This is a genomic window from Luteimonas sp. A537 (genome assembly GCF_054052065.1).
In genome coordinates this window covers 375,255-393,017 of record NZ_JBSVRH010000001.1, presented here as the reverse complement: position 1 = coordinate 393,017, position 17,763 = coordinate 375,255, and the positions used below count along the sequence as shown (strand labels likewise).

16 protein-coding genes are annotated in these 17,763 nt (G+C 69.6%); 7 read left to right on the top strand and 9 right to left on the bottom strand.

Annotated elements, in window-relative coordinates; genetic code table 11:
* Complete coding sequence (gene tesB / locus ACW7GZ_RS01805) at positions 1-903, bottom strand: acyl-CoA thioesterase II (RefSeq protein WP_457001407.1); 903 nt, start codon at positions 901-903, stop codon at positions 1-3.
* A 144-nt stretch (positions 904-1,047) separates the two neighbouring features.
* Positions 1,048-1,614 (bottom strand): N-acetylmuramoyl-L-alanine amidase, encoded by a 567-nt coding sequence (locus tag ACW7GZ_RS01800; protein WP_457007517.1) that lies wholly within the window; start codon positions 1,612-1,614, stop codon positions 1,048-1,050.
* Between the two features lie 66 nt (positions 1,615-1,680).
* Between ACW7GZ_RS01800 and ACW7GZ_RS01795 the strand changes: the two genes are divergently transcribed.
* The 3 genes from ACW7GZ_RS01795 (at position 1,681) to ACW7GZ_RS01785 (ending at position 5,363) form a co-directional block, all read left to right on the top strand.
* Complete coding sequence (locus tag ACW7GZ_RS01795) at positions 1,681-2,217, top strand: hypothetical protein (RefSeq protein ID WP_457007515.1); 537 nt, start codon at positions 1,681-1,683, stop codon at positions 2,215-2,217.
* Entirely contained in the window at positions 2,214-4,376 is a 2,163-nt protein-coding gene (rlmKL, locus tag ACW7GZ_RS01790; RefSeq protein WP_457007513.1) for a bifunctional 23S rRNA (guanine(2069)-N(7))-methyltransferase RlmK/23S rRNA (guanine(2445)-N(2))-methyltransferase RlmL, read from the top strand. The genes ACW7GZ_RS01795 and rlmKL overlap by 4 nt, the downstream gene beginning before the upstream one ends.
* A gap of 114 nt (positions 4,377-4,490) precedes the next feature.
* A complete protein-coding gene (locus ACW7GZ_RS01785) occupies positions 4,491-5,363 on the top strand; it encodes a pirin family protein (protein WP_457007511.1) in 873 nt (290 codons plus the stop codon).
* A gap of 33 nt (positions 5,364-5,396) precedes the next feature.
* On the opposite strand, the gene aqpZ is transcribed toward ACW7GZ_RS01785, so the two are convergent.
* The 4 genes from aqpZ to ACW7GZ_RS01765 form a co-directional block, all read right to left on the bottom strand.
* Positions 5,397-6,137, bottom strand: a complete 741-nt coding sequence (gene aqpZ / locus ACW7GZ_RS01780; RefSeq protein ID WP_457001415.1) for an aquaporin Z — start codon at positions 6,135-6,137, stop codon at positions 5,397-5,399.
* Between the two features lie 113 nt (positions 6,138-6,250).
* Complete coding sequence (locus ACW7GZ_RS01775; protein ID WP_457001417.1) at positions 6,251-6,694, bottom strand: hypothetical protein; 444 nt, start codon at positions 6,692-6,694, stop codon at positions 6,251-6,253.
* Positions 6,695-6,870: 176 nt separating this feature from the next.
* Positions 6,871-7,578 carry an N-acetylmuramate alpha-1-phosphate uridylyltransferase MurU gene (gene murU / locus ACW7GZ_RS01770; RefSeq protein ID WP_457001419.1) on the bottom strand — a complete coding sequence of 236 codons (708 nt, stop codon included), beginning with the start codon at positions 7,576-7,578 and terminating at the stop codon, positions 6,871-6,873.
* 10 nt (positions 7,579-7,588) lie between these two features.
* Positions 7,589-8,602, bottom strand: coding sequence for an aminoglycoside phosphotransferase family protein (locus ACW7GZ_RS01765; RefSeq protein ID WP_457001421.1), 1,014 nt, complete (start codon positions 8,600-8,602; stop codon positions 7,589-7,591).
* Positions 8,603-8,686: 84 nt separating this feature from the next.
* On the opposite strand from ACW7GZ_RS01765, the gene ACW7GZ_RS01760 reads away from it, so the two are divergent.
* The 3 genes from ACW7GZ_RS01760 to cysC are packed head-to-tail and all read left to right on the top strand — an operon-like array spanning position 8,687 to position 12,845.
* Positions 8,687-10,105 carry a mannose-1-phosphate guanylyltransferase/mannose-6-phosphate isomerase gene (locus ACW7GZ_RS01760; RefSeq protein WP_457007509.1) on the top strand — a complete coding sequence of 473 codons (1,419 nt, stop codon included), beginning with the start codon at positions 8,687-8,689 and terminating at the stop codon, positions 10,103-10,105.
* Positions 10,102-11,016, top strand: a complete 915-nt coding sequence (gene cysD / locus ACW7GZ_RS01755) for a sulfate adenylyltransferase subunit CysD (RefSeq protein ID WP_457001424.1) — start codon at positions 10,102-10,104, stop codon at positions 11,014-11,016. Before ACW7GZ_RS01760 ends, cysD begins: the two co-directional genes overlap by 4 nt.
* Positions 11,016-12,845: an adenylyl-sulfate kinase gene (cysC, locus tag ACW7GZ_RS01750; protein ID WP_457007507.1), complete on the top strand. Its 1,830-nt coding sequence runs from the start codon at positions 11,016-11,018 to the stop codon at positions 12,843-12,845. Before cysD ends, cysC begins: the two co-directional genes overlap by 1 nt.
* 68 nt (positions 12,846-12,913) lie before the next feature.
* Here the strand turns inward: cysC and ACW7GZ_RS01745 are convergent, their stop codons facing one another.
* The 3 genes from ACW7GZ_RS01745 to ACW7GZ_RS01735 all read right to left on the bottom strand — a co-directional run bounded on the left by ACW7GZ_RS01745 (position 12,914) and on the right by ACW7GZ_RS01735 (position 17,152).
* Positions 12,914-13,189: a GlsB/YeaQ/YmgE family stress response membrane protein gene (locus ACW7GZ_RS01745; RefSeq protein WP_457001428.1), complete on the bottom strand. Its 276-nt coding sequence runs from the start codon at positions 13,187-13,189 to the stop codon at positions 12,914-12,916.
* 117 nt (positions 13,190-13,306) lie between these two features.
* Positions 13,307-15,421 (bottom strand): phosphoglycerol transferase I, encoded by a 2,115-nt coding sequence (locus ACW7GZ_RS01740; protein ID WP_457007505.1) that lies wholly within the window; start codon positions 15,419-15,421, stop codon positions 13,307-13,309.
* Between the two features lie 222 nt (positions 15,422-15,643).
* On the bottom strand, positions 15,644-17,152 hold the full coding sequence (locus ACW7GZ_RS01735) for a M20 family metallopeptidase (RefSeq protein WP_457007503.1): 1,509 nt from the start codon (positions 17,150-17,152) through the stop codon (positions 15,644-15,646).
* Between the two features lie 199 nt (positions 17,153-17,351).
* Here ACW7GZ_RS01735 and ACW7GZ_RS01730 point away from each other — a divergent pair, with 199 nt between their 5' ends.
* A complete protein-coding gene (locus ACW7GZ_RS01730) occupies positions 17,352-17,705 on the top strand; it encodes a ComEA family DNA-binding protein (RefSeq protein WP_457007502.1) in 354 nt (117 codons plus the stop codon).
* Positions 17,706-17,763: the final 58 nt, after the last annotated feature.

Below are 17,763 nucleotides of genomic sequence, written 5' to 3'. Positions count from 1 at the left end.
TCAGCTCCGTGCCGGGACCTGCCCGGGCTGCCCTTCGACCACCCGGATCATCCCTTCCTGCGCGGTGCTGGCCACCAGCCGGCCGGCGCGGTCGTAGATCATGCCGCGGGCCAGCCCGCGCGAGCCCTGCGCGCTCGGGCTGTCGATGGAATACAGCAGCCAGTCGTCGGCGCGGAACGGACGATGGAACCAGAGCGCGTGGTCGAGCGAAGCCATCTGCACCTTCGGCTGGTAGTAGCTGATGCCGTGCGGGAATGTGGCCGTGCCGAGCAGGTGGAAATCCGAGGCGTAGGCGAGCAGCGCGCGGTGCAGCTCGGGCGCATCGCCGACCTTCTCGGCCAGGCGGAACCAGACCTGCTGGTAGGGCGGGCGCTTGGGCGGGTCGAGCTCGTCGCGCGGATAGACGTGGCGGAACTCGAACGGACCGCTACGGTCGAGCCAGCGCTGGATCTTGGTCGGGAGCTTCGCGAGCACCTTGTCCGGGATCGCGGGCGCGGGCTCCAGGTCCTCGGGCTGCGGCACTTCGGGCATGGACAGTTGGTGCTCGGCGCCGCCCTCCGGCTCCTGGAACGACGCGGCGCAGAAGAAGATGACCTTGCCGTGCTGGATCGCGGTCACCCGGCGCACCGAGAAGCTGCCACCGTCGCGGGTGCGGTCGACGTCGTAGACGATCGGATGCTCGATGTCGCCGGCGCGCAGGAAGTAGGCGTGCAGCGAATGCGCGCCGCGCGGCTGGGTCAGCGTGCTCTGCGCCGCCGACAGCGCCTGGCCCAGCACCTGGCCACCAAAGACGTACTTGGTGCCGATGTCGCGGCTCTGGCCGCGGAACAGGTTGTCCTCCAGGCGCTCGAGGGTGAGCAGTTCCAGGAGTTCGGACGCGGGGGCGGGGGTGCTGTTGGGCATCCGCCGATTATACGGTGGCGTGCGGTGAACCCCGGCCCTGCGATGCCCCCCGCGACTGCACTCCCTGTAGGAGCAGCTATAGCTGCGACCTCGACCCCGCGCCACGGCGGTCATGCAGTGGCGCGGTCGCAGCCATGGCTGCTCCTACAAAGGCAGGGGCAGGTGCAGGGGAAGGCGCTGCAAGGGCGTGGCTTCCAGCACGCGCTGCCATGGGAACAGCGGTCCCGGGTCGCGCTTCCGGGGTACCTGCTGCGCCGGATCGTCGCTCGCGGCAACCAGACCCGCATCGAGATCCTCGTGGCCGGCGATCCAGCGCAGCGCGGGCAGGTCGCGGGCCAGCGCCGCCAGCAGCGCCACCAGCGCCTCGATCTGGGCCTCCGGATACGCGTCCTCCATCGCTTGGTGGCGCGAATCCAGCCAGTCCGGCCAGCGCCCGGTGTTCACCAGTTCGACGCCCACCGAGCGCGGGTTGAAGCCGCGGACATGGTGCGCGACCCGCGCGGGATCCACCCAGCGCTCGACGGCCCCGTCGCGGTCCACGTACCAGTGGCCGCTGTTGCCGGTGGCGCTGGCCGGGTACAGCACGCGTTCGCCGTACTCGCGCGCGGTGGCGAGGTCCGGCAGCTCGGTGCAGTGGATGACCACCAGGTCGACCTGCGCCAGCGGGCGCGCCTCAAGCAGGGACTCGTAGGGCAGGGGGTCGATGCGCACGTCGCGGCCGGGGCGGGGGACGGCGCGATGCTAGCATTCACGTTCCCCCGAACCTCCCCGGACCCCATGACCGCACGCGGCCATTGCATCCTCTCGCACGGCTTCGAAAGCGGCCCCGACGCCACCAAGGTCACCGCGCTGGCCGAGGTCGCCGAACGCCTGGGCTGGAGCCACGAGCGCCCCGACTACACCGGCTTCGACGCCATGCATGACGTCAGCGACCTTGGCGACGTCGCCAGGCGCCTGGCCCACCTGCAGGCGCTCGCCTCCGCACGCGCCGCCGAAGGCCCGCTCGTGCTCGCGGGCTCGAGCCTGGGCGCCTGGATCTCCGGGCGGGTATCGCTTGAAGTGCCCGCGCGCGCGCTGTTCCTGATGGCGCCGCCGGTGAACCTGGCCAAGGCCTACCCGCTCCAGGCCGCCGCGGTGCCGACCGCGATCATCCACGGCTGGCACGACGAGCTGATTCCGGCCGCCGACGTCGTCGCCTGGGCGATGCCGCGCCGCGACCGCCTGCTGCTGGTCGACGACAGCCACCGCCTGTCCGCGAATGTCGAGGCCTCGGCCGCGCTGTTCGCCGACCTGCTGGGCGCGCTTTCGCCGTGAAATTCTTCGCAAGCTGCGGCAAGGGCCTGGAATACCTGCTGGCCGATGAACTCGTCGCGCTCGGCTGCGCGCGCGCCACCGCCACCGTCGCCGGCGTCAACGTCGAGGGCGAGCTGGCCGACGCCCAGCGCGCGGTGATGTGGTCGCGCCTGGCCAGCCGCGTGCTGTGGCCGCTGACCGAGTTCTACTGCGACGATGAGGGCACCCTGTACCGGAATGTCGTCGCGCTTCCATGGGCCAGCCACCTGGCGCCCGGCCGCACGCTGGCGGTCGATGCCCGCGTGTCCGGCGAAGGCATCACGCATGCCCGCTATGCCGCGCTGCGGGTGAAGGATGCCGTGGTCGACAGCCTGCGCGCGGAGACTGGCGCGCGCCCGGACGTCGACCTGGATGCGCCCGACCTGCGCCTGAACCTGGTGGTGCGCAAGGGCCGCGCAATCCTTTCCGTCGATCTGGGCGGCGGCTCCCTGCACCGTCGTGGCTGGCGCCGCGCGCAGGGCGATGCGCCGCTGAAGGAAACCCTCGCCGCCGCGGTCCTGCTGCGCGGCCAGTGGCCGCAGGTGCATGCCGAAGGCGGCGCGTTGCTGGATCCGATGTGCGGTAGCGGTACGCTGCTGGTCGAAGGCGCGGCCATGGCCGCGGACGTGGCGCCCGGCCTGCTGCGCCATGGCGAGGTGCAGCCTTCGCGCTGGAGCGGTTTCGACGCCGGCACCTGGACCACGCTGCGTGAGGACGCGCTGGCACGTGAGCGCGCGGGACGGGAGTCACTGCGACCGGTGTTTTACGGCAGTGACGTCGATCCGGCCGCGCTGCGCGCCGCGCATGAAAACGCGATCGCCGCCGGCTTCGGTGACGTGCTGCAGCTGGAAGAGCGCCAGGTCGCCGCGCTGCGGCCAATGGCCCAGGTCCGCGGCCTGGTCGCAAGCAATCCGCCCTACGACGCGCGCCTGGCCGCCGACGCCCAGCTCTACCGCGGCCTTGGCGATGCCCTGCGCCGGATCGCGCCGTACTGGCGCGCGAGCCTGCTGTGCGGAAGCCCGGACTTGGCGCGTGCCACCGGCCTGCGTCCGCAGAAGGTCTACCAGGTGTTCAACGGTGCGCTGGAGTGTTCGCTGCTGGTTGTCGACCCGGTGCAGCCGCCGCTGCGCGAGGACGCCACGCCGCGCCCCCTGTCGCCGGGCGCGCAGATGCTCGCCAACCGCCTGCGCAAGAACCTGCGCGCGCTGAAGTCCTGGCGGGTGCGCGAGGGCATCGGCTGCTACCGCGCCTACGACGCCGACCTGCCCGAATACTCGGCCGCGATCGATGTCTACACCGAGGCCGACGACCCCGACGCCACCTGGCTGCACGTGCAGGAATACGCCGCGCCGGCCGATATCCCCGATGCCGACGTGCGCCGCCGCTTCGGCGAGGTGCTGTCGGCCGCGCGCGAAGTCTTCGGCGTCTCGCGCGAGCGCGTGGCGACCAAGGTCCGCGCGCGCGGCAAGGGCGGCAGCAAGTACGCGGATGCCTCGGCCCTGCGCCGCGGCGAGTACATCACGGTGCGCGAGGGCGCGGCGCTGCTGCGCGTGAACCTGTTCGACTACCTCGACACCGGCCTGTTCCTCGACCACCGCCCGCTGCGTGCGCGCCTGCAGCGCGAGGCGCACGGCAAGCGCTTCCTCAACCTGTTCTGCTACACCGGCGCGGCCACCGTGCATGCGGCGGTGGGCGGGGCGTCCAGCACCACCAGCGTCGACCTGTCGGCGACCTACCTGCAGTGGGCATCGGACAACCTGCGCGGCAACCGCGTCGACGGCCGCATCCTGGGCGGCAGCGCCCACCGCCTGGTGCAGGCCGATGCCGTTGCCTGGCTGGAGGCCGATACCGGCGAATACGACCTGGTGTTTTGCGACCCGCCGACGTTCTCGAATTCAGCGCGCGCCGACGACTTCGACATGCAGCGCCAGCACGTGCAGCTGCTGCAGGCCGCGGTGGCGCGACTGTCGCCCGACGGCGTGCTGTATTTCTCCAACAACTACCGCCGCTTCCGCCTGGACGAGGAGGCGGTGGCCGGGTTCGCCCTGTGCGAGGACATCACCGCGGAGACGATCCCGCCCGACTTCGCCCGCAATCCGCGGATCCACAAGGCCTGGCGGCTGACCCGGCGCGACGGTTGACCCAGGCCCTGGAGGCCCGGGCGTCGGCAGCGGAACCGCAGCGTTTCGCCGACGGTGCTGTGCCCGGGGGCGATGCGGCACCATGATTGGGGTAGTCCCGACGAGGAGTTCCCCATGACCGTTACCCCGTTTGATTCCACCCGTGTGGTGCGCAAGGTGCGCGGCCATGCCGCCTCCGATGGCGCCGGCGTGAAGCTGACGCGGGTGATCGGGAGCACCGAGCTGCCCGACCTCGATCCATTCCTGCTGCTCGATGAATTCGGCACCGATCGCGCCGAGGATTACATCGCCGGCTTCCCGGAGCATCCGCACCGCGGCTTCGAGACCGTCACCTACATGCTCGACGGCCGCATGCGCCATCGCGACAACCACGGCAACGAAGGCCTGCTGGTGCCCGGCAGCGTGCAGTGGATGACCGCGGGCCGCGGCCTGGTGCATTCGGAGATGCCCGAGCAGGAAGAAGGCCGCATGCGCGGCTTCCAGCTGTGGGTGAACCTGCCTGCGAAGGACAAGATGATCGAGCCGCGCTACCAGGAGTTCGCGCCCGACCGCATCCCCCGGGTCGCGCCGGCGGACGGCGTGGACGTCCGCGTGGTGGCCGGGGAGATCGCCGCCGCCGATGGAAGCCGCGTGCGCGGGCCGATCGAACAGCCGGCCACCGACCCGCTGTACCTGGATGTGTCGCTGGCGCCCGGCGTGGCCTGGGAGCACCGGCTGCCCGAAGGCCAGAGCGCGTTCGTCTACGTATTCGAAGGCGAGGCCGGTATCGGCCGCGGCGAAGAGGCGCGCACGCTGGCCAGCCACGAGCTTGGCATCCTTGGCGGCGGCGATGGGCTGCGCGTGGAGGCCGGCGAGGCCGGCGCGCGCATGCTGCTGGTCTCGGGCCGGCCGCTGCGCGAGCCGGTGGCACGCCACGGGCCCTTCGTGATGAACACCCGCGAAGAGCTGATGCAGGCCTTCGTCGACTTCCAGCAGGGCCGGTTCTGAGGAGTACGGGGCGGCGGTGGGCCGCCGCCCCGGTCACGCTCGGGGATTGCCGGTGATCGGCGTGTCTTCGCGGCCCAGCCAGCCGTAGATCCCGCCACCAATGATCGCGCCGACGATCGGCGCCACCCAGAACAGCCACAGCTGGCCGAGCGCACCGGAGCCCGCGAACAGCGCCACCGCGGTCGATCGCGCCGGGTTTACCGAGGTGTTGGTGACCGGGATGCTGATCAGGTGGATCAGGGTCAAGGCCAGGCCGATCGCGATCGGTGCGAAGCCCACCGGCGCGCGGCCATGGGTCGCGCCCATGATCACCACCACGAACATCGCGGTCAGCACGACCTCGCAGAGCGCGGCCGCGGTGAGCGAATAGCCTCCCGGGGAGAGCGCGCCATAGCCGTTGCTCGCGAACGCGCCCGCCGCTGCCGGGTCGATCGCAAAGCCGGCGTTGCCGCTGGCGATGAGCAGCAGGATCCAGCCCGCGAACACGCCGCCGGCGACCTGCGCCAGGATGTAGGGCAGCAGCTCGGACGCCGGAAAACGGCCGCCGGCCCAAAGCCCCACGCTCACCGCCGGATTGAAGTGCGCCCCGGAGACATGGCCGAAGGCGTAGGCGCCGGTCAGCACGGTCAGGCCGAACGCCAGCGCCACGCCGTGGAAGCCGATGCCCAGCGGATTGCCGTCGCCTCCGAAATGCGCGGCCAGCACCGCGCTGCCACAACCGCCGAGCACCAGCCAGAACGTGCCGATGAATTCCGCTGCCAGCTTCCTGGTCATGCGTTCCTCCTCAATAGTGGTCGTGTGGCCGGGATGGCCACTCGCCTGCTGCAGAACGTCGGCGCCCAGCGCCGGAGGCCATGTCCGCGCTCCGTCGAACCGGGCGGCTTGACTCAGTTGGTCGAGAGGCGGATGACGTCGAAGCGCAGCTGCTCGGCCAGTGACATGGCCTCGGACAGCTGTGTTTCGTCGCCGCGCAACGAGATGTGGGCGACGCTGTCGCGATCCAGTTCGACCAGTGTCTCGCGCACTTCGATGCCGGAGGGTCCCGAGAGCTCGCTGCGGTACCACCAGGTGTCCTGGCCGTCGATCACGGTTTCCACCGTCCGGTTGCCACGGCGCGGGCGGAACGGCGCGTCGCCGGTGATCATCACCGCAAGCATTTGCGTGCCGTCGCTGGCGCGGATGGCCTTGCAGAAGGTGTAATCCTTGCCGTCGAGCTTTTCCCAGGCGAGGCCGCTGGTTGCCGGAAGCGCGGGACAGTCACTGCCGGACTGCGCATGCACGCTGCCTGCCGCAAGCAGAAAAGCCGTGGCCAGCACGGTGGTTGCTTTCATGGTTCCTCCCCCTTGGGCGGCACGGATCGATGTGCGCCTCGTTTGATCCTGTCTTGTGCGGCGCGACAAAATCCGTGACGTGCGTCACGTTTGCTGCATCCCGGAGGCTGTTTCCGTCGTATTCGTCACATTCCCGGTGGAAACAGGGCAGGCACGCGTGGACGTGAGCCAGGGGGTCACCCGTCCGCTTCGATCTCCCGCGTCAGCGCGTCCAGCCGCTGCGGCGTGCCGACATCGGTCCAGAGGCCGCGGTGGTGTTCGCCCGCGGCCATGCCCCGGGCCATCGCCGCGCGCAGCAAGGGTGCGAGCTTGAAGCGCGGCGGATGGGCATCCGCGCCCTGTGCATCGCCGATGACGTCGCGCCAGTCGCGAAGCAGCGCCGGCCGGTACACGCCGATGCCGGAAAAGGTCAGGCGCGGCGCACCGTCCGCATGCACCTGTCCTTCCGCGTCGAGCGCGAAGTCACCGCGTGGATGGTGATCGGGGTTGTCGACAAGCACCAGCCAGGCCTCGCCCTCGGGTGCCTCCGGCAGGCGCGCGAAATCGTAGTCGCACCACACGTCTCCATTGACCGCGATGAAGGGCTCATCGCCCAGCAGCGGCAGCGCGTGCAGCATGCCGCCGCCGGTCTCCAGCGGCGTGTCGCCCTCGTGGGAGTAGTGCAGGCGCAGGCCCCAGCGCGAGCCATCGCCCAGCACCAGCGGGAACTGCGGCGCCAGCCACGAGGTATTGATCGCCACGTCGCGTACGCCGGCGGCGGCCAGCTTTTCCAGGTGCCAGGCGATCAATGGTTTGCCGCCGGCATCAAGCAGCGGCTTGGGCGTGGTGTCGGTCAGCGGGCGCATGCGTTCGCCAAGGCCGGCCGCGAAGACGAGGGCTTTCAACGCGCCGCCCTCAGCCGGCCGCCGTCGCGGCCAGCGCGGGGCGCACATGGCGGTCGAGCACGCCGGCCAGCGGTGCGAGTTCCGGGTGTCGCGGCAGTACTTCGTCGAGGTAGGCGAGGAAGCGCGACGCATCGGCGAGGTATTTCGGCTTGCCGTCGCGGTGGTGGAGGCGGGCGAAGATGCCAAGGACTTTGAGGTGGCGCTGCACGCCGACGAGTGCGGCGTCGCGCAGGAAGCGCTCCCGTGACGCCGGCACCGGCACGCCTGCCGCCAGCGCACGCGCGTGGTAGCCGGCCAGCCAGCCATCGACCCGCGCCTGCGGCCAGCTGAGGAAGGCGTCCTTGAACAGGCTCACCGGGTCATAGGACACCGGGCCCAGCACCGCGTCCTGGAAGTCCAGCACGGCCAGTCCGCCGGCCACCGGCATCAGGTTGCGCGGCATGTAGTCGCGATGCACCAGCACGCGCGGCTGCGCCAGCGCACTGTCGATCAACACCCGGTAGACCAGGTCGAGGGCCTCCAGGTCGGCGCAGTCGAGGGTGGCGCCGAGGTGGCGGCCAAGGAACCATTCGTCGAACAGGTGAAGCTCCCGCGCCAGCAGGGCTTCGTCGTAGTCCGGCAGGTCGCTGGGCGCGGGGATCGCCTGGATGCGCAGCAGCTGGTCGATGGCGGCGTCGAAGTGGGCATCGGCGTTGCCGGTGTCGATGGCGTGGAGCAATGTGTCCACGCCAAGGTCTTCAAGCAGCAGGAAGCCGCGCTCCACGTCGCGCGCCAGCACGCGCGGCACGCGCACGCCGCCGCGCTCGAGCAGTTCGTGCATCTTCAGCCAGGGCCGGACGTCCTCCAGCGCGGGGGGCGAGTCCATCACGATCAGGCTGGCGTCGCCGGCGCCAGCCGTGCGCCAGTAGCTGCGGAAGCCGGCGTCGGTGGACGCGCGTTCAAGCGCAAGGCCGGGGCGTCCGGCGGCCATGCGCGCCCAGGCCAGGCGTCCGGTCGCGTGCGTTTCGTCACTGGCTGTGGTCATGCGGGTTGCGGTCCGTGGCCGGCGGGGCGGCGGTGAGCACAGGGTAAACTTCGCGCTCCTCCTTAGACAGCCAGGCACCTTGCCATGACGCAGCTGCAACCCGTGCTCCTCTCCGGTGGCTCCGGCACGCGCCTGTGGCCGCTGTCGCGCGAGGCGTATCCCAAGCAGTTCCTGGCGCTGACCGGCGAGCACACCATGCTGCAGGACACCTGGCTGCGGGTGGCGCCGCTGGCTGCACTGGCGCCGATCGTGGTGGCCAACGAGGAGCATCGCTTCCTGGCCGGCGAGCAGCTGCGACAGGTGGGCGTGGAAGGCGCGGCGATCATCCTCGAGCCGGTCGGCCGCAACACCGCCCCGGCGATTGCCGCCGCGGCGCTGCAGGCCATGGCCGGCAGCGCCGATCCGCTGCTGCTGGTGCTGCCGTCGGATCATGTGGTGCGCGATGCCGGGGCGTTCCGCGCCGCCGTGGGCGAAGCGTGCGCGGCCGCCGAAGCCGGTGCGCTGGTTACCTTCGGCATCGTGCCGGAGGCGCCGGAAACCGGCTTTGGCTATATCCAGGCCGGTGCGGGCAAAGCGGGTGCGGGCAACGGCGTGCGCGAGGTGCTGCGCTTTGTCGAGAAGCCCGACGCCGCCACCGCCCAGGACTATCTGGATGCCGGCGGCTACTACTGGAACAGCGGCATGTTCCTGTTCCGCGCCTCGCGCTACCTGGAAGAGCTGGGCCGCTTCCATCCGGACATGCTCGACGCGGTGCGCCGCGCCAGCGACGGCGCCACCCGTGACGGCGACTTCGTGCGCCTGGACAAAGACGCCTTCGCCGCCGCGCCGTCGGACTCCATCGACTATGCGGTGATGGAAAAGACCGACCGCGCCATGGTGCTGCCCGTGGACATCGGCTGGAACGACGTCGGCTCGTGGTCGGCGCTATGGCAGGTCAGCGAGCAGGACGCGGACGGCAATGCCGGCCATGGCGACGTGATCGCGATCGGCAGCCGCAACAGCTATGCCTGGTCGCGGCGCCTGGTGGCGCTTGTGGGCGTGGACGACCTGGTGGTGGTGGAGACCGACGACGCGGTGCTGGTCGCGCACAAGGACCGGGTACAGGAGGTCAAGGACGTGGTCGCGCGGCTCAAGGCCGATGACCGCAGCCATGCCGTGCTCCATCGCGAGGTGCACCGGCCCTGGGGCAGCTACGATTCCATCGACCAGGACGAGGGCTTCCAGGTCAAGCGCATCAAGGTCAAGCCCGGCGGCCGGCTGTCGCTACAGTCGCACAGGTGCCGCGCCGAGCACTGGATCGTGGTCCGCGGCACGGCGCGCGTGACCCGTGACAACGATGTCTTCGAGCTGCACGCCAACCAGTCGACCTACATACCGCTGGGCGCGAAGCACCGGCTGGAGAACCCCGGCACCGAAGTGCTGGAGCTGATCGAAGTGCAGTCGGGCGACTACCTGGGCGAAGACGACATCGTCCGCTACGAAGACGTCTACGGGCGCTCATGAGCGACGGGGCTGCGATCGACCGCCAGCTCGACCGGCTCGAAGCCGAGAGCCTGCACATCCTGCGCGAGGTCGCGGGACAGTGCCGCAAGCCGGTGATGCTGTACTCGATCGGCAAGGACAGTTCGGTGCTGCTGCACCTGCTGTTGAAAGCTTTCGCGCCATCGCGGCCGCCGATCCCGCTGCTGCATGTCGACACCACCTGGAAGTTCCGCGAGATGATCGCTTTCCGCGACCGTCGCGCCGCGGAAACCGGCGTCGACCTGCGCGTCCACGTGAATCCCGACGGCGTGCGCGATGGCATCGGTCCGCAGAGCCACGGCGCCAGCCGCCACACCGAAGTGATGAAGACCCAGGCGCTGCGCCAGGCGCTGGACGCCGGTGGCTACGACGCCGCGATCGGCGGCGCGCGTCGCGACGAGGAAAAGTCGCGCGCCAAGGAGCGCGTGTTTTCCTTCCGCGACGCCAACCAGCGCTGGGATCCGCGCCGGCAGCGCCCGGAGCTGTGGAACCTGTACAACGCGCGGGTGAATCCCGGCGAGAGCATGCGCGTGTTCCCGCTGTCGAACTGGACCGAGCTCGATGTCTGGCGCTACGTCCGCCGCGAAGGCATTCCGGTGGTGCCGCTGTACTTCGCCGCAGAGCGCCCGGTGGTCGAGCGCGACGGCACCCTGGTGATGGTCGATGACGCGCGTTTCCGGCTCGAACCCGGCGAGGCGCCGATGCTGCGCCGCGTGCGCTTCCGTACCCTCGGTTGCTATCCGCTGACTGGCGCGGTCGAGTCCGACGCCACAGACCTCGACGCGGTCATCGCCGAGATGGAGGCGGGCACGCAGTCGGAGCGCGCCGGTCGCCTGATCGACCACGCCGAAGGCGACTCGATGGAGAAGAAGAAGCGCGAGGGCTATTTCTGATGGCGAGTGACTTCCTGCGCCTTGTCGCCTGCGGCAGCGTCGACGACGGCAAAAGCACCCTGATCGGGCGCCTGCTGGCCGAGGCCGGCCGCGTGCCCGACGATGAGCGCGCCGCGTTGGCGAAGGCCAGTGCAATGCACGGCACCCGCGGCGGTGACGTCGACTACGCGCTGCTGCTGGATGGCCTGGAAGCCGAACGCGAGCAGGGCATCACCATCGACGTCGCCTGGCGCCACCTGGACACGCCGCGCCGCCGCTTCCTGGTCGCGGACTGCCCGGGACACGTGCAGTACACGCGCAACATGGCCACCGGTGCGTCCGTCGCCGACCTCGCGATCGTGCTGGTGGACGCCACTCGCGGGCTGCTGCCGCAGACCTTCCGCCACACCGCGATCGCGGCGATGTTCGGCGTGCGCCACGTGCTGCTGGCGGTGAACAAGATGGACCGCGTCGGCCACGATCGCGCCGCCTTCGAGGCGATCGCAGGCACGTACCGCGCGCACGCCGCGAAGCTCGGCATCGCGGATGCCGTCGCGATCCCGCTGGCCGCCGCGACCGGCGCCAACGTCACCGCGCGTTCGGACGCGATGCCCTGGTATGAGGGACCGACCGTGCTCGAACACCTCGAGTCCGTGCAGGTCGAACCACGCGACGCCGACCTTGCCGCGCGCCTGCCCGTGCAGCTGGTGCTGCGCGACGACGATGGCGGGCGCTGGCTGGCCGGCACCATCGCCTCGGGCACGCTGCGCGTGGACGATGCGCTGCGGATCGAACCCGACGGCGTGGCCGCGACCGTTGCCGGCCTGCGCCGCGGTGGCGTCGAGGTCGGCAGCGCCCATGCCGGCGACGCCGTCTCCGTGCGCCTGGCGGAGGACGTCGACGCCGCGCGCGGAGACGTGCTTGCCGCCGCCCGCGCGCCCCTGGCCGCCACCGACCAGTTCGTCGCCGACCTGCTGTGGTTCGATGAAGCCGCGCTGCTGCCGGGGCGGCGCTATCAGCTGCAGGCGGGGGCCCGCGTTGTCGGCGCGCGCGTCGGTGAAATCAAGCACCTGCTCGATCCCGAAACCCTGCAGCCGCTGGCCGCAAAGCGCCTGCAGGCCAACGATATCGGCGAAGTGGTGCTGTCGCTCGACGCACCGATCCCGTTCGCGCCGTTTGCCGACGAGCCGGCGATGGGCAGCTTCATCCTGGTCGATATGTTGAGCCGTGCCACGGTCGGTGCCGGCATGGTCCGCCACGGACTGCGCCGCGCCGACAACATCCACTGGCAGGTGCTGGACGTGGACCGCAACGTGCGCGCCGCGCTCAAGGGCCAGCGCCCGCGCTGCGTCTGGTTCACCGGCCTGTCGGGCGCCGGCAAGTCGACCATCGCCAACCTGGTCGAGCGCGGCCTGCTCGCGCGCGGCTGCCACACCTACCTGCTCGATGGCGACAACATCCGCCATGGTCTCAATCGTGACCTCGGTTTCACCGATGAGGACCGCGTCGAGAACCTGCGGCGTATCGCCCACGTCGCGCGGTTGATGACCGATGCGGGGTTGATCGTGCTGGTGAGCTTCATCGCGCCGTTCCGGGCCGAGCGCCGGTCCGCGCGCGCGCTGTTCGCCGAGGGCGACTTCATCGAGGTGTTCGTGGATACGCCGCTGGCCGAGGCCGAGCGGCGCGACGCCAAGGGCCTGTACGCCAAGGCACGCCGGGGCGAACTGCCCAACTTCACCGGCATCGACTCGCCCTACGAGCGGCCGGAAGATGCGGAGCTGGTGCTGGACACGATGTCCGGGAGTCCCGAGGCCCTCGCGGAACGCGTGATCGCCGCGCTCCTGGACTGAGGCCGGGCCGGGAAAGGAAAAAGCCGGGCGATGCCCGGCTTTTCCATGTGTGCGAAGTTCGCGCCGGCTCAGCGCCTGCGCTTGCCCTTGATGGCCTCGGCGATGAACAGCAGCACGATCGCACCGACCAGCGATGCGATGAAGCCGACCGGTTCGCCCTCCGCGTACCACCCCAGCATGCGTCCGACCCAGCCGGCGAAGAGCGCGCCAACGATGCCGAGCACGATCGTCATGATGATGCCGATGCCCTGCTTGCCGGGCTTGATCAGGCGCGCGAGTACGCCGACCACGAAGCCCACCAGGATGATCCAGAGCCAGCTGTCGCCACCGAATACGCCTTCCATGTGATCCCCTCGTTGTGGATTGAGCCCGCACTTTGGCAGGGCTCGCGCGCCTGCGCCAGCCCTCACCGGTCGCGTCGTGGCACCGCGCCACGAGGAGGGAGCGGGCAGGACCATGGCTCAGGACTGGGTGTCTCCAGGCGTCGGCACCAGCGCTATCCGTTCGACGTCGATCTCCTCGGTGTAATCCAGCCACACGCGAATCACCAGCTGGTCCGCTGTCGAATCCAGCCATAGCGGCAGGCGGATCCGGCCGCCGCGGCCGTGCGGTTCAACCTGCACCCATTCGCGCGCGCGGATCACCTTGCCGTCATCGGATACGGCTTCCAGCCAGAACGATTGCCCGGGTGGGCCGCGAGTGTGCAGGCGCAGCTGGTACCGGCCGGCCGCCAGCGGCTGGCTTTCCGCGCTCAGGGTCAGGGGCCGGCGTGGGCGCGGACGCGCGTCGGCGACCGTCTCCAGTGGCGCGTCGACCTGGATGCCCTGCTGCAGCTGCGTGTCCGGATACAGGGTCAGGCCGTTGCGGCGGTCCACCACCACTGCGCACCATTCACCGCTGGATGGATCGTCGAGGAATGCGGTGCAGCGGTCGACGTAGGCCAGGATGTTGTCCGGATCGCTGTCGGCGAACTGGCGCGGCGCGTCCTCCAGCACGATCGACTTGATGTTCCAGCTGGTGTCGTATTCGAGCATGACCGGTGGCTGGATCCGCTGCAGGCCAGCGACGACCAGGTCGTTTTCGATTCGCAGCGTGCGCGTCCGGGTGCCGGTCCACAGCTGCCGGGCGAAGCCCAGGTAGAGCGGATAGCGCGCGCCGTCGTCGGCCAGCGCTGCGCTGCTGGCGCTGGCCGAAGGCGTCTGCGCGAGCAGCGACCGGCCGAAGCCGAGCTTGCCCATTGCGGGGTCGAGCAACTGCAGCAGGGTTGCGCCCGAGTCCAGGGTGCTGCCAGCGCGGACGAGCTGCCGCGGCACCAATCCGGAGCCCAGGAACAGCAGCAGGTTTTCCCGGTCCAGCCCGGCCAGTACGTGGCTGAGATCGTTGGGCATGGCCAGGTGATCGGACGCCACCACGATCAGGGTGTCGTCAGCGTAGGTGCTGCCGCGGATCTTCCCGACCAGTTCGGCGATCAGCCGGTCGCTGCACGCCAGTGCGTGCAACAGGTCGATGTCGCCATGTTCGCTGTCGTAGCGGACGTCGTGGCATGCAACCGGCAGATGTCCGGCTGGATGGTGGGTGTCCATCGTCAGTGCGGTCAGCATGAACGGCTGGTCGGCGGCCGACAGCCGCATGAAATCTTCGAACACGTCCTCCAGCAGCACGTCGTCGTGCACGCCCCAGTTGGAGAAGTGCTTGCGTGCTACCCCCTTGTCGCGGAAATGACGCTGGTCCTTGACCGGATCGAAGCCATGGCTGGCAAGAAACTTGTCCTTGGCAGCAAAGGCGGTATCGGCGCCACCGCTGAAATGCACCGCATATCCCTGTTGCTTGAGGTAGTCGCTCAGGCAGTGGGCGCCGGGCAGGAAGCTCTCCATCCGGCCCATGCTGTTCTCGTCGCCACGGGCCGTGGTCAGCGGTACGCCGCATAGTGACGACACCATTCCTGCGATGGTCCAGCCGCTGCCGGGAGAAGATGCAAGACCGCGAAAATCCAGTGCTTCGCCGGCCAGGCGCGACAGGTTCGGCATCAGCCCGGGAAACGCCCGTGGGTCGAAGTAGGTGCGCTCCAGGCTCTCGGCATAGATCCATACGATGTTCTTGCGCTGGCGCAGTGGCCGGGCCGGGACCACGTATTCGGATGCCACCTGGGTCGGGTCGACGGGGCGCGACTCCTGGTACAGGCGCATCGCATCGCTGGCCAGCGGGCTGCCCAGCACGGCCATGGTGAATGCCGTCAGGAAGCCGGCGGACACCCAGACGTGGTGGCGGCGCTGTGGAGGTCGGCAGAGGCGCAGCCGCATGAGGGGCATGAGCGATAGCAGCGACAGCGCGATCAGGCCCGCGATCGGTCGTTTGAAGTCGCCGATCCCGGCGCCATCCATTCCGCTGGAGAGGTGGTACACCGTGGCGGCGTTGAAGCCATTGCCACTAAGCTGGTCAACGAACCACCACAGGCTTAAGGCCAACAGGAAGCTGCTGAGCAATGCCGCCTGCATCCGGGCACGGCCAGGGGCAATCAGCAACAGCGCCAGCATCAGGGCCACGCAGGTTCCCGGTACCCAGGTTGGCAGCGTCATGCCTCGCCGTTCCAGCGATGGCCGTTGGTTCGCAGCGGATGGAAGCTGCTCTTTCGTTGGGGACTCATGGGCAGTGATCGTCTTCAGCGCGGCCGGCGGACAAGCTGCCTGTCGCTTCCTGAATGGGATGTATTTCCATCGCGGCGCGCCCGGTCGGGCGGACGCCGCCACGACATCGGCCGCCGGAGTCGCTGGACTCGAAGGCGGCCGAACAGCCGCCTGTCAGCAGCAACCGTGGTCGCCGTGCCGCGTGCCGCTGTCGGCGGCGACGGCCGCGCCCGTGGTCTCGCCGCGCGCGCTTGCGGCCTGGTGGGCGGCGATCACCTGCGCCACGCTGGCCGTCACCCGCTTGCCCATGTCGATGTGCAGGAACTCGTTGGGTCCGTGGGCATTGGAGTGCGGGCCGAGCACGCCGGTGATCATGAACTGCGCGCCCGGGAACTTCTCGCCGAGCATGCCCATGAAGGGGATCGAGCCGCCTTCGCCCATGTACATGGCCGGGCGCTTGTAGAAGGCCTGGCTGGCGGCGTCGATGGCACTGTCCAGCCATGGCACCATCGCCGGGGCGTTCCAGCCGCTGGATGCCTTCTCGAGTTCAAGCCCGAGCTTCGAGCCGTTCGGCGGGTCGCGCAGCAATGCTTCCTGCAGCAGCTCGCCGGCGCGCTTGCCATCGAGCGTCGGCGGCAGGCGCAGCGACAGCTTCACCGCCGTCTCCGGGCGCAGCACGTTGCCGGCCGATTCCAGCGAGGGCATGCCGCCGATGCCGGTTACCGACAACGCCGGGCGCCAGGTACGGTTGAGCACCAGCTCGGTGAGCTCGTCGCTCATCGGCGTCATCCCGGGCAGGAACGGGAACTTGTCGAACACGGCCGTGTCGAGCACTTCGGCGCACTTGCGCGCCTGCGCGAGCCGTTCGGCCGGGACCTCCACGTGCAGGCCGTCCAGCAGGATGCGGCCGGTGGCCTCGTCCTCGATCCGCGAGAGCAGCTGGCGCAGCAGGCGGAAGCTGGACGGCACCACGCCCGAGGCATCGCCGGAATGCACGCCTTCCTCGAGTACCTTGACGCTGAAATTGCCGCCGGCGAGGCCGCGCAGCGAGGTGGTGCACCAGAGCTGGTCGTAGTTGCCGCAGCCCGAGTCCAGGCAGACCACCAGCGAAGGCTGGCCGATGCGGTCGGCGAGGTGGTCGACGTAGGCGGGCAGATCGTAGCTGCCGGATTCCTCGCAGGCCTCGATCAGCACCACGCAGCGCGCGTGCGGGACCTTCTGCTCCTGCAGGGCCATGATCGCGGTCAGCGAACCATAGATCGCGTAGCCGTCGTCGGCGCCGCCGCGGCCGTAGAGCTTGCCGTCGCGCAGCACCGGCTTCCACGGGCCGAGGTCGTCGTCCCAGCCGGTCATCTCCGGCTGCTTGTCGAGGTGGCCGTAGAGCAGCACGCAGTCGTCGGCGTTGCCGCCGTTGGTCGCCGGGATGTCGATGAAGATCAGCGGCGTGCGGCCTTCAAGGCGCACCACCTCCAGCTGCATTCCGGGGATCGACTGCGCGCGCGCCCAGTCTTCCATCAGCTTGACCGCGTCTTCCATGTAGCCATGTTCAACCCAGTCGGCATCGAACATCGGCGACTTGTTGGGAATGCGGATGTATTCCACGAGCTGCGGCACGATTTCGTCGTCCCACTTGGCGGATACGAACTTCTCGGCGCTGTCGGGGTTGATCAGGCTGGTGTCCATCGCGGATGCCCTTTTTCGGGGGGAAAGCCCGATTCTACGCCGCCGGCGTCAGGGTTTCCGGACGATGCGATGCGTTGCAGGCCGGCGCTTGCGCGGGCGTCGTGGCGATGGCCATGGCCTGCGGCAGGCGTCGAGACTGGCCACGCCGGCGCCAGGATGGCCCGGTGGAAAGGAAATCCAACCATGCAAGGAGAGCGCCATGATTCCCCTGAAGTCCGTACTCGCACCCGTGCTGTTGTCGTTGCTCATGGCCGGCAGCGCCTTCGCCAGTGACAAGGTCAACATCAATACCGCCGACGCCGCGACCATTGAAAGCGTGTTGGTCAACATCGGCATGTCCAAGGCCGAGGCCATCGTCGCCTATCGCAAGGCCAACGGCGCGTTCAAGAGCGCCGACGAACTGGTCAACGTCAAGGGCGTGGGCTTGAAGACAGTCGAGCGAAACCGCGACCGCATCGTCGTCGGTGGCGACGCGGCCAAGGCTGCCGCGGCCAAGGCTGCCGCGGCCAAGAAGCCGGCGCCCGCCAAGCCCGTCGCTGCGTCCACGCCCTGACACGGCTTCGTGTTCCGGGTGCAGGGACGCACCTGGCGCGGCAATGGCGTAGCGGGAC